Here is a 13,017-nt window from a genome sequence, read left to right as displayed (position 1 = left end):
GATATCGTTACATTTATTTTATTTTCATATCCATTCAATAATAGAAGGTTGTTCCCATAAAAAAAGCCGCCATATAGGCGACTCTTTATGCGTACCATTTTCCCTCAACCACTCATGTTTAAGCTTCATATTATAGGAATGATTGGTTATTCTCTCATATTACTTTTCTATTCATAAATCACTGTTACCGATGAAGCGACTCCCCAATCCCCGACTGGAGTTAACATATATGCTGTGCCGGGAGTCAATTTGTCATTATTGCCAAGATCGAATACGCCCGCAGCGCCTTTGCGGCTCGAATATTTGTACGTGGCTGTCAGCACGTCACCACTCGGCGATGTTAGCGTAACGCTTCGGCCTGAAAATAGCTCATCACCAGGATCTTCTGCAAGACTCACTTCAATCGACGTTTCGCTTAGAGCCTTAGTACTTGTAACCTGCAGTGGATCGAATGACTTCGCTATGAACGAAGCAATATTGATGTTGGCCCAATCCGAAGATACTGTATATTTAATTCCAGGGATTAAGGTTTCACCTACTGGCAAGCGGAACTTCGGCTCTTGCTTACCATCCGTTGATTGCGTGAACGGGACATATTTGGCAACGATCGGTTCGCCACCATCCGGTGTAATCATCACTTGTCTTGCCTGCATGGAAGGGATGATCTGATACGTTTTCCCTCCGGCTTGCTCACGATCATCCAGCACAAACGCATTCGCTCCTCGACCACCGCTATATGCCGAAATAATATAACCGTAGTCAACGACTCCGTTCTCTTGAAGCGCTGCAATCTCGAAAGTATCGTTCGTTACTTGGCTAACTGTTGTAATGCTAACCTTTGTTCCACTTCCCTCAAATGTTCCTGCTGCTTGGCCTTTATAGGTAAGGTTGTACACTTCCCCCGCTTTCTGAACGGACGTCGGAACGATATATGTTGCAATCGATCCTGTTTTCAAGCGAGGCATATTCGTCAGCGTGAGTCCACTGCTAAATGCAAAATCCGTCTGAGCCTTGGTGAACACTTCATCCTCTGCCCTCAGTGGTTTATCGAAAGTAACGATTAACGTAATTGCATTTAGTGATCTTACGCTTTTGATCTGAGCATGTTCGGATGAAATCGCCTGACGAGCCGTCTGCAGTAGAACTGCCGTTTCACCGCGCGTTGCTGAGCTATTATCTACATAGAAAGCACTCATCCAGTAGTGAACCGATTTTACATCCCGTTGCAGTGCTTTGGATACAACCTGTACGAGTTCTGCATCCGATACTTGACTATGCGGATTGAATTGGCCGTTACTTGTCTCCATTATGCCAAGTCCAGCAACCTTCGACGCATACGGCGCATACCATGCGCTCGGATTTACGTCCGTTAGTTCTGCATTCTCTCCTGTCTTGTCCTTCAGATGAAAGGTTTTGTATACGAGTGTCGCCAATTCGGCTCGGCTAATCGCTTGATGTTCTCCCATTGAACGGTCTACATATCCATTCATGATACCGAGATTGTTCAATTCCTTAACTGCTGCTTCAATCTGCTGATTGGTAAGCTGAGCTGTTGTTACGGCAGAGTTAGCAGCGTATGTAGCTGCATGTGCATGATTTTCGGTTAGTGGCAGTGCTCCTGCTGCTAAGGCAGTTATGGTTAAAAATGCGGCGATTTTATTTGCTGTAGGTTTCATGTTAAAATCCTCCTCTATCAATTGTTGTTGCCTATAACTAAAGAATAGAGGATAAAAAGAAACTCCCTAGGATAAAAACATTAACAAAATATAAACAGCGTCTAATTTTTATCGAAACTTATACGGTGAACCGGTAACCGGCGCCCCACACGGTTTCAATATATTCCGGATTCTTAGGATCAGCTTCTAGTTTCCCGCGAAGTTTACGAATATGCACAGTAACCGTTGCGATATCTCCGCTAGAGTCCATATTCCAGATCCGTTCGAACAGATCTGATTTGCTAAATACGCGGTTCGGATGACTGGCCAGAAATACAAGTAAATCAAATTCTTTCGTCGTAATCGCTACTTCCTCGCCACTCACGAACACACGGCGTGACGCCTTGTCGATATGCAGCCCGCGAATATGGATTTCATCTTGTTCAGCAGAATTTCTTTTCCCAAGTAATCTCTCATATCGAGTCAGATGAGCCTTTGCTCTTGCAACGAGTTCGCTTGGGCTAAAAGGTTTCGTAATGAAATCATCAACACCGAGATTGAAAGTCCTGATCTTATCAATCTCCTCCTTCTTAGCAGAGACGACCAAGATCGGCACCTCTTTTACCTCGCGAATGCGCCTGCATAATTCAAATCCATCCAAACCCGGAAGCATCAGGTCAACAATAATGAGACCATAGTTTTCCTTTAAAGCCAGCTGCAGCCCTTCATCACCGGTATGACACAGCTCCACAGAAAATCCGTTGAGTTCAAAATAGTCCCGTTCCAGTTGCGCGATCGTTGTTTCGTCTTCAATAATCAAAATGTTAGCCATCTCCATTCCCTGTCTCCTCGTCAGTCAGCCTTTTCAGTTGGATATAGATCGTCGTACCGATATTTGGTTTACTATTCGCCCAGATGAATCCCCCGTGTCCATCGATAATTTGGCGGGCAATGGCGAGCCCCAACCCACTACCGCCTGTTGAGGAATTACGAGATTGTTCTGCTCGGTAAAATCGTTCGAATATATGAGGCAAAGCCTCCTCAGGTATACCTCTGCCATTATCCTTGAACACCATTGTTATCCATTCCAAATCTGCTTGAAGCGTAATGCTGAGTCGCTTGCTATTGTTGTCCATATATTTGAGTGCATTATCCACTACGTTGACAACCGTACGCTTTAATTTATCCAGATCCACAGAAGCCATAACGGGTCCAGTAGCTTGGTTATCCCAATCAAAGGCAACCTGCTTGTCCTCTAGATCGTATCTAAGTTCTTCAATGCTGTCTTCGAGGAAATCGACAATGTCCACCACTTTAAATAAGAAAGGTTCCTGATTAAGGTCGAGTTTCGAATATAAAAATAATTCATCAACCAACTTGTCCATGCTGACGGCTTTTGAATGGATGATATTCACATATGTCTCCATTTTCTCGGGTGTATTCGCCACTCCGTCACGTATGCCCTCAATGTATCCTTTTATATTGGTTAGCGGCGTTCGGAGATCATGCGAAATGTTGGAGATGAGTTCCTTACGATTCGCTTCATCTTGCTGTCGAAGTTCATTGGACTGCTGTAATTGATTCCGCATACTCTCAAAGGCTTCACTCAGTTGGCCAACCTCGTCATTTGAACTCAGCTCGAGTTTGAAGGCAAGATTACCTTCCTTGATTTGTTCTGCAGAGTTCCTTAATTGATGTAAGGGTTTAATAAAGCTGCGAGTAATCCAGCGGAATAATAGCAGGTTAGCTATGATAAGTACACCGATCAGCAGTAGCGACATCATTGGCAGCAGCTTACGAGTAAGCTCCGCAAAAGGACTTCTTTCCCGAATTACAAAGACGCTTCCCCGCTTCCCATCCGAATACTGAAAATCAAATTTCGCATAAGCATAGAATCTTTCACTAATGTTAAAGGTGCTGCGGATCTGATAATTATTAAGATCATACGCAGGAAGCGCCTGCTTTAGTTCCGGCTGATGAAAGGTCAGTGATTCGAAGATCTGGCTGTCTTCACGCCTGACATAGAGGCCCGATTTCTCGGCTCGAAGCTTCATGTCATATTCACGCAGCAGAACTTTATTTTGCAATGCGTCCGGATCGTTTTTGGCTAAAAACTTCATCTCTTGGAAGATCGATTCTCCCTGTTCAGTCAATGGATTGACCTGATAGTGCACCTTATAAATATCGCGAAAGCTTTGAAGATCTCCTGTCGCCGCAATCGTATAAAGACTTGCCGTAAGTAGAATAAAGAGCAAACTTATAAGAAACATGCTCGTAAAGGAGAGCAACATTTTTAATCGAATCGACATGGGATCCCCTTCTATAAACGCTATTTAATTAGTTAGTGCAAATGTTAACACAACTCTATTCAAATTGACCATATATTGGATTCTCTAAAATTTAAATCATAAATCTTTGAAATCAACGTAAAAAGTCCCCGTAACCATGTGACGGGGAGAAAACTCAAAGATTCATTTTATTCTGATATCGCTACTTAATCTTAAAAATTCTAAGAACACCAGCATTTCGTCTGAATAATAGAATGTATTAGATTCTTAGCAGTAGTCTATTCGAATCGGGTTAATTAATTGATAATCTTTTATAAAATCTTCGACTTCTTCTATCGTTTTCAATCCATTTTGACAAACAAAAGCACCTGCGATTTGCAAATCAGAATCTATGAAAGCAACTCCCGCGTTTACTTCGAATACATCATTTTCAATAAGATAGATAAACGGTGCTTGTGGAGTGAAATGGATTAGTACACTGTAGAGACTTGGGTCTGTGCTTTGTTCTGCATATTTTGACGTTTCAAAGCCTTGAGATTCATTCCATAGCCCTTGATTTTCATATTCATCTTTCGATTCATTCCTTCCAAATATCCTTCCAACCATAAAAATCCCTCTATTCTAATTGATTTTTTCTTTTTAATAAATGAATCAATATGCTTAGTTTCATTCTATTTAAGTATTGTATATGATTTCGAGATCGACCATACCATTTATTTCGTTATAGCCAGCAGTCGGATATTGAGTCAATATCTAAACACTACCGAACCAATAAATGTTTATTTTACAAATAAATAAAAACTAGGATAATGTTATCTTTAAGAAAAAAAGATTGGAACAAAATCACATAAAAGAAAACTATATCATCGTCGATATTCCTGAAGAATAAAATCGATTGTTTGCACCTCAAAAATTGATGCTGATAAACTCAGACGTCATTTCTATTTCTGAATACATGTGTATTTTGTAATCTAACATTGCAGGATGGTCTTCAGTAAGCAAAAAAAGCCAAGCAAATGTCAGGATATCATCCTTAACTTGCTTAGCATTGTTATTAGTTTCAGGCTAAATCCAAGATGCGTGCTATCAAAACAGCCACTTCTGCCCGTGTAGTTTTCTCCTTTGGAGCAAAAAGATTCTCACCTTGTCCTTTCATATACCCTGCTTCACTTAAAACTTTTACGGCTTCCTCCGCGTACCTCGCGATTTTGGGAGTATCCTGATAAGTGACGGTTATATTTTCTTTTGGTAGCTGGATTCCGGCAACTTTCAGGATGCGAACAACCATCACTGCTACTTCTTCTCGGGTAATCTCTTGATCCACACCGAAAGTTCCATCCTCATAACCTGTTACAATATGGAGTGCTTGTGCTGTTGCCACGGGTTCACTGTACCATTCCCCAGCTTTAACATCACTGAGTGTAGAAGTTTTTCCCTTTTGCACCATTTCGAAGGCTTCTGTTATCATCTTTACAAATTCAGCACGAGTAATCTTGCGTTCAGGAGCAAAACGGTTATCGCCTATTCCGTTAATAATTTGGCGGGCAGCCAGAACATCTACACTATCCTGTGCCCAAGAATAGGTTGTCATATCTTTAAATACGACAGGATTATAACCTACTGTATACTTGCCTAAATGATTCACATAGAAGGTGAGATATCCAGAACCCTCATCATACTTAGAACTGCGCACGATTTCATATCTCAAATTATGAACAGATTCGGCCACTATACTATGATGCAATTCTCCATCATGAAGAGTGTACGGAATCTGTATCTTCATCGCTCTATTTCCATTAAGAGTTTCTACATTCTTGCCGTCTACCGAGAGAATGAATTCATAGACAGGCTTATCCTTAAATTTGCCTGACGAGGAGGCAGCTTCAGCATCTTGGCTCATAGCTCTCACTTCTAGAGCAATAAGTCCCTCTTTTGGTAATTCTGTAATTCCATTAGTATTTATTGTAAGCATTACAAGACCAGATCTAATCATAATGTGCTGAATGCCTGCTTCTTTCGCTTGATTCCAAGCTTCTACTGGGAGCTTCAGAACAAAGGATGAGACTTTCTCCTCTGCTTTCAGATCAATCAGCAGTGTACTGTCTTTGTCATTCACCGCGTTAGAAATAGCCGTGCTTACGTTTTCTATACTTAGCGTTAACTGTGAACTTCCATTTTTAACGTCTAGTTCCACCTGAATCTCATTTCCTTTTATATCTACCTGAGATTTTTCTTTGTTCTGAACCGATCCGTAGGAGCTACTCGCAGGAGGTGTTGTTGTCACGTTATCCACCGGATTTTGCTCAAGCGCAGCAGTTTTGACGGTATAACCATCACTTACCGCCCTATTCCCTGCTTCATCAAAGGCAACCACCTTGAAGATATAAGAAGTGTCCGGTGACAGATCATTAATGCTATATTTGTAAGTATCGTGTGTTACTGTTCCTGCAAGTTGCTCATTAGTGATGACCTCATATCCCGTCACGGATTTGTTACCTGTTGGTGCAGTCCAGTTTAGAACCAACGAATTAGTCGTAATGGACGATGCCTGAAGATTCGTCGGCGGAAGCAGTACTTCCTCGTCCATAACTACAATCTTAGCAACTGCCGGTAAGGTCGTTCCATACACTGCACCTGTAACGCTAAAGTCGCCAGGATGTTCGTACTTTGCGGGATCAATCGTTTCCCATTCCACGGGTACAAGTTTTACAGTCTCGTCACTATAAACGGCGCTCACGACTGTAGGTAGCATCGGAGCAACACCTACACTAGTCATCACTTCCACGGGTTTTAGATTAATGATATCCACTTGTGCTTCTAACTGTTTTAACGCTTGCAGTAAATTTGCTGCTGCCTCGTCAATTTGAGCTTGATTGCTTATTTCTGCATCTGCAATCTCTTGAGCAGTGGATTTTGCTTCCAGCATGACAGCGTATCTATCCTTATCATATTCTCCTTCTTCGAGAGCCTCCGCTTTTTCCAGCAGGAATTCAAGCAGCGTATGGTCGATTGTTTCTTTGTAAAATTCAAGCTCCGCCACATTGCTATTTCCAGCAGGAGAATAATACCGTACATACTGGAAAGATTCCTCATTGTTTATTGGAACGGTGTACCACTGAGCTGAACTTACCCCGCTAATGGTATGCAAATCCGAGAAGTTTATTCCATCATGGGAACCTTGGAGAATCGCTCCGTTCACTCGCTGGATATGATTCGTGCTAGGATTTCTCGGATAAAACTTAAAAGTACCAAGAGACACCATATTGTTCTCACCCATATTAATTAAAATCCAAGACGGGTTCTCTTTGGTGTCTGTAAAAGTATTAATGTCGTTATCAAATGCTCTCCAGCCATTTTCCTCAGCTGTACCACCGCCAGACCAAGGTACGGTTGAAGCTGTCACCATTGAAGAATCAATAGTGAATTTTTCCGTAGGGAGATCTGTGACAGATACAAGAAGTCCTTCCGCCCTGAACAGTTCATTAATTAATGCCTGCTTGTCGGATCCAGGTAAACTGATGGCTAGCCGAATGCGGTCAACCTCTTGCATATAAAGGTAATAACTAAGTTTGGTATAACCGTCTGAATCTTTCACCATAGAATCGATGCTCTGAGTCTCAAAATCTCCGTACATTTCTACCTCAGCTATGTTTCCGGACCAGTCCCCGCTATTGAAGATTCTTACGTAGCGGTAAGCATGATTATCCAGGAATTGTGCATTGCTGATGTAAGTCCATGTGTCATTCTTTGCTTCCGTTACAGCCGGTGTTAAGTCATTCCATATCTCGTTATCATTAGAGCCTTGAAGTACGACCCCGTTCATTCTTGCAACCATACCTGATCTTGGCAGCATAATAACGTCACTTAGCTTAACATTTCCATTCGCACCAAAATCCAATGTATAATATGATCCTTTACTTGTAGCAAGATCACCGAAAGTATCCTTCTTGCCATCAAATAATAAATATCCTATCTCTTCCTTAGACAAACCGTTCCCCCACTGATTATCAGAGGCAAAAACCTCAGCCAGTCTTGGAACATCGATAAATTTAGCCCGATTTACAAGATATAACCGTGTATTGTCTGTTGTCATTGTTATCTGAGCAGCAGGTTTTCCGTCAGCAGTATGATAATCAATAGTAAACTGGAGTTGACCTGTAGGAGTCGAACTGTCCATCACAGCAGTCGCGCTCCAGTTCTGCTGATCATCGGATATTAAGTTTGCCTGCTTTCCTTGGATAAAAACCTGCACATCCCGGATCGGTTCAGTGGATTGAAAGGATAACTGTACTGTATCACCAACATCCACCCGCTCGTTTTCACTTTCAGCAGAGCTTAGAGAGACGGACGGGATCTTACTATCGTTCTCTTTCCTCTCTCCAAAAATTCTAAGTTCAGCCATTTCGAACATCGTACTGGATGGCTCAATCATGTGCAATTTTAAGAAACGGAATGACGTTTTCTTATGTTCATCGCTGACTTCGAGCTCCTGCATATCCTCTGATACTACAGAGAGTTCCTGATTTAACCGGGTCCATGTTGCCATATCATTAGAACCAAATACGGCGACACCGCCGATTCTTTCAGGAAAACTTGCTCTCACCTGAAGACCTATTTTATCTACTGCTATTTTAAAATCAGTGCCAAAATCCATAGTGTAACTTAAGTTATCTGCTAGATAATATCCCGCAAAGCTATCAGGAGCACCATCTACTAGATTGGCGATTTGAGTTCCAAAAGTAGAAGTAACAACCATATTGATATAATTCATACTGCCATCGTTCATTAAGGGTGTAAGTTCCTTAAGATTCTGAACAGCCACATTCAGTTCTGATAACTTCTGATAGAAATCTTCGTCCGGTACAGTTGCAACTGCATTCATAATATCTTCATACACGGTTTTATAAGCTTTCAAGGTTGAGGAAAGGTAGGTTTTCTCCTCATCAAAAGCTGTAACTACAGCTTCTATCGCAGACTGACGATCATGGGTGACTGTAATGACTACAGACCTCGCTGTAACCGTGGTTCCATCAGTTGCACTTACAACAAATGAATAGGTTCCTTCCTGTTCTGGCTGCCAGGTAAATGCTCCCGTATTCTCATCAAATACCGCTCCTTCTGGCTTGTGATTAATCTCATAGGATAATTTATCATCCATTCCAGCATCCTCAGCCGAAAAGTCATACCGAAGTGTAGACTTGGACCCAGTGTAACCATACAAATTCAGTAAGGTGCTCCCTGTTTCAAAAGCAGGAGGTGTTAGTTGCTCTGCAGCTTTCAGATGAAAATGGTCGATATCTACTGTAGTCCCGGAACCAATAACTTTGAAATAAATCAGATCACCCAACCCCTGGAATGCATTCATCGTAAACGTCACATATTTCCACTGGCCCTTGGTATCAGGTAGAACAATAGTGTCTTCTGTCCATCCATTGATCTCCAGTTTCGCTGTACTGTTGGTCCGTATTTTTATACCTACTGTTTTTTCTCCGGTACCTGATGCAACAAAGGCAACTTTGCTACCATTCTCCGTGGCAGTGATCTCAACATAACCAGTATCATCTTCCTGTTTGACGACTGAATAATTATCAAGAGCGGTAGTTCGCAGTTCAATATCATTAAAATTTGGATCAGGCGAAACCTTTGGAAGAGTAGACGCTCCTTCCACTTCCGCCTCTTTAGGAATAAACATCCAATAATCTGCCCCTCCATCCGGAGACTCCCACCAGAAAGGATGACGTTTGTTAAACATTTCCATATAGTATGGAGCTACCTGTTCCATATCTAGTCCCATCTGGTACTTATAATAGTAATACTGGCCATACACATTGCCGCCAATGCGTCCTCTGTATGCACCTGATATGTTCTTATAAATAATAGTAGGGTTCCCATCAGGATCTGTATGAGCTGCGACAGGTGTCCAAGGTGTATCATATCCCATCATAAATTGCCCAAAATAATTGGACGCCTCAAGCACGCGATTATCCAGATACTCGTAAACACTGATGGCATCTTGAGAAATGGAAAGTGTACCCTCTTTAGGATCAACTTTTGTTCCTTGAGCTTCCAGTAATCGCCCTAAAATCTCTACATTGGTAAGGTCACCGGCGCCATGCGCCTGGTCACGTCCCATCTCAACATGCTGGACCCTTGGCGGGTTTATCGGTTCACCTGTTATAATGTCCTCTGTTACCAATCGAAATAACTGTTTAATAGAACCGTTTTGACCTTGGTCTATCGCCGTTTTGTTTACGGTAAACCACTCCACACCCTCCTCGTATCTATCCAGGTTATCTGTAAAAATATAACCGGACATGGCCCCCAGCAATGGGTAAAGATGCTGATTCATAAACTTATCATTAAAATACAAAAATGTTTCTGTCATTGGTTCTATCAGATTAGTAGTGAATTTCGCTGTATCTTCCTCTGTCCACTTCCATTTCGGGTCTTCATTTTCAGCGCTAGAGTACCGCAAAATTTCTGCAGCAGCAACCATCCGGTTGAGTGGTATCCCCATATGAATGTGGGAATCTGTGAAATAAGTATATTGACTTGGATCCATCTGCTCCCATAAACGTATGATTCGCATCGCATTTACCCGGTAAGCTTCATCCCCGGTTATATAATACATAATTACTTGTGTATACGCTCTCAAACCATCTGCAACAAAAGCTCCTTTATTATTTACTGCATGCGTTCTTGGATTATCAGTCCCGTCAGGGTTGGAGCTTGCAAAAAGATTTGATGCAAAAACTTTAGAAGCATATCCAGATTTAGACATCCAGTCGTAATAGGTATACCACGGATCCTTTTTGGCAATCACTTGCGTGCGCATATTTTCTAATATTTCTTTCGTTAGTCCTATCCCAGGATGGGTAAATCCTTCATCCGAAACCACCTCTGTAATGGTGACTTTGTCAGTTGCGATCGGTGTTCCCTCGTTCGCTAGTACTGTACTTTCACCTATAGGTAAATATGCTGCAACCATGGTTATAATTAGAAACATACTTAAGACCATCGTAAATTGTTTTTTGATAATGATACCGTTCCTTCTCATATCTAACCTCCTTCTAATCATTGCCGAATAAGGGGATTATCTTGCTAATGGTATTTCAGCAATTCACCTCCACTCCAGTCTTTTTGAAAGCGTATCCAAATCCCTGTGATAAGTTACTTCTGCTATGCACGAGAAGAGCATGCGGCTTTCTCAGATAAAGTATATCGCTTTGAGGTTTCGAATTATGGCTGAAATCTATATAATAATGTAAAAATATTGCTGTCTTCCCCAAAAATAAAGGAGATCACTGCTATGCAGTAATCCCCTTTATTTATAACCTATTTATTTATTACATCGATTCAAGCTTCCATTGCTGATGCTTTCCAAGCAAATATCGCCACTGAATAAGAGGAACATCTTCCCCAGATGATGCATTGAGAACATCTACTGGCAGGTTCGTGTGTATAGGAGTAATCCGGTAAAATCCTTCACCTACAGGAATAAACGCGAACTTCTGACTATCTCCACCCGTGTTCGCTGATAACACAAAATTGGTGCCGCGAATAAGGGAGTCATTTGCTACCCCTAGGTAAAGCCCGCTCTCCACATTCTTAATACTATACTGGCCACCCCCCATATGAGTTACCATCCACTGTTGATTTGCTCCGCCGGTATATGTCGATTTCTGTACCGTATTCTGACTACTTGATTCCATTGCTTTCCCATCCAGACGCACTGTAAATCGGTATGTTCCATCCATAATATGCTCAGAGGGAAGTACGGCGGAACTACCGCTGCCTGCCGGACGTGTATAGAGCAATGTTCCAAATCCAAGATGATCAAATGTCGAAGGGTACTGTGTAATTGGACCGCCTTCTGTTCTTATTAAAGCCGCGCGGGCTGTAATATTTGGAACTGACATACCTTTTCGATTTGCATAATGGTTATAGATCATTTCCCAAATTGCGCGAAATTCATTCCGACTAGCTCCTGATATTACGGTATGTGTTTGGACAGTCCCATTGGTTCCAGAACCCCATTCATATGCTGCAAATGCTACATCTTCACCGTTATTATATTTGGCCACATATTCAGCTGCTTTCATAAAGCGATTATCCGCCCAGCCATATAAGTCGTCCCCCTGATTCCATGCCATCTCATTTACCGTAGCCATTAAGCCAATGCCGAGCTGGGTATGTGCCTGGTCACGTCCTGATTCCTGCCATTGAGCAAGCCCATCAGGATGTAGAAATGGAATAGCATTATAAATCGATCCATTGCCAGCCCCATGCTTGAAATATTCAACCCCGATATCATAAATATCCTTGCGGTCACAGAATATCCCGATCGCAATGGTCGCTGCCATATTGCTTAAATCCCAGTTAGCCCAGTAATTTTGAATGTATGCGTCATTATGATCACGTCCATATTCATTACCGATAAGAAATCGTTCGTTAAGAGGCTTGTAGAACACGCTCAGCAGCATTTCCTGCATACCTGTTACATCAAATCCTGGATAGTCTCGCATTAGCTCAGCCGCATTCGCCATTTGATATCCTTGTAAACCCGCTGCTAGATAACGATCCGCATTACCTGTAACCGTCGTAAGTGTGGAGGACCAAGCGTTCAAAATGTTCCGCGCCGTATCACCATGTGCCGTGTCGCCGCTGATCTTCCAGCGCAGTGCATTTTGGTACGCACGAGCTACATCATTGTACAGTAAACTCACATTATCGCCTGCTCCGCCTCGAATAATTGTGGCTGTAGCCCGAGGAGTCCAACTGGCCGCGGAAAGCGGACTGTTTACTAACTGATTCCATCCGTCTAAGTAAGGTTGTTCACCTGCTTCTACCATTTGCTTAATACGAACTAAATCCTCCTGAGTATGCAAAAGTCCTGGATGAACAAAATCCGAGTTGGCGGCAGCGACATTATCATTATTACCTAAGGAAAGCACACCTGTTAACAAACTAAAAACAAAGACGATTGACCAAAATCTTCTCATCTTTTCACCATCCCCTTCGATTAGGTAAAGGTCTTTAATCAGTTTTTTCTTCCTTATAGAAATATGTCAGCC

General features: G+C 42.1%; 6 protein-coding genes. All 6 read right to left on the bottom strand.

What is annotated here, in order from left to right:
* Positions 1-167: 167 nt before the first annotated feature.
* A complete protein-coding gene (locus PV403_RS08755) occupies positions 168-1,676 on the bottom strand; it encodes an S-layer homology domain-containing protein (RefSeq protein ID WP_332084261.1) in 1,509 nt (502 codons plus the stop codon).
* A 118-nt stretch (positions 1,677-1,794) separates the two neighbouring features.
* Positions 1,795-2,487 carry a response regulator transcription factor gene (locus PV403_RS08750; protein WP_332084260.1) on the bottom strand — a complete coding sequence of 231 codons (693 nt, stop codon included), beginning with the start codon at positions 2,485-2,487 and terminating at the stop codon, positions 1,795-1,797.
* Positions 2,480-3,964 carry a sensor histidine kinase gene (locus PV403_RS08745; RefSeq protein ID WP_332084259.1) on the bottom strand — a complete coding sequence of 495 codons (1,485 nt, stop codon included), beginning with the start codon at positions 3,962-3,964 and terminating at the stop codon, positions 2,480-2,482. Before PV403_RS08745 ends, PV403_RS08750 begins: the two co-directional genes overlap by 8 nt.
* Positions 3,965-4,210: 246 nt before the next feature.
* Positions 4,211-4,549 (bottom strand): hypothetical protein, encoded by a 339-nt coding sequence (locus PV403_RS08740; protein WP_332084258.1) that lies wholly within the window; start codon positions 4,547-4,549, stop codon positions 4,211-4,213.
* A 454-nt stretch (positions 4,550-5,003) separates the two neighbouring features.
* Positions 5,004-11,000: an S-layer homology domain-containing protein gene (locus PV403_RS08735; protein WP_332084257.1), complete on the bottom strand. Its 5,997-nt coding sequence runs from the start codon at positions 10,998-11,000 to the stop codon at positions 5,004-5,006.
* A gap of 289 nt (positions 11,001-11,289) precedes the next feature.
* A complete protein-coding gene (locus PV403_RS08730) occupies positions 11,290-12,945 on the bottom strand; it encodes an RICIN domain-containing protein (RefSeq protein ID WP_332084256.1) in 1,656 nt (551 codons plus the stop codon).
* Positions 12,946-13,017 lie beyond the last annotated feature (72 nt).

This window comes from Paenibacillus sp. GYB006, assembly GCF_036577645.1.
Taxonomy (GTDB): Bacteria; Bacillota; Bacilli; order Paenibacillales; family Paenibacillaceae; genus Paenibacillus.
This window is presented reverse-complemented; position numbering and strand designations above follow the sequence as displayed.

Excerpts from the sequence above, each read along its gene's own strand:
- PV403_RS08740 (WP_332084258.1), bottom strand. The coding sequence starts at position 4,549 with ATGGTTGGAAGGATATTTGGAAGGAATGAATCGAAAGATGAATATGAA.
- PV403_RS08735 (WP_332084257.1), bottom strand. The coding sequence starts at position 11,000 with ATGAGAAGGAACGGTATCATTATCAAAAAACAATTTACGATGGTCTTA.
- PV403_RS08745 (WP_332084259.1), bottom strand. The coding sequence starts at position 3,964 with ATGTCGATTCGATTAAAAATGTTGCTCTCCTTTACGAGCATGTTTCTT.
- PV403_RS08755 (WP_332084261.1), bottom strand. The coding sequence starts at position 1,676 with ATGAAACCTACAGCAAATAAAATCGCCGCATTTTTAACCATAACTGCC.
- PV403_RS08750 (WP_332084260.1), bottom strand. The coding sequence starts at position 2,487 with ATGGCTAACATTTTGATTATTGAAGACGAAACAACGATCGCGCAACTG.
- PV403_RS08730 (WP_332084256.1), bottom strand. The coding sequence starts at position 12,945 with ATGAGAAGATTTTGGTCAATCGTCTTTGTTTTTAGTTTGTTAACAGGT.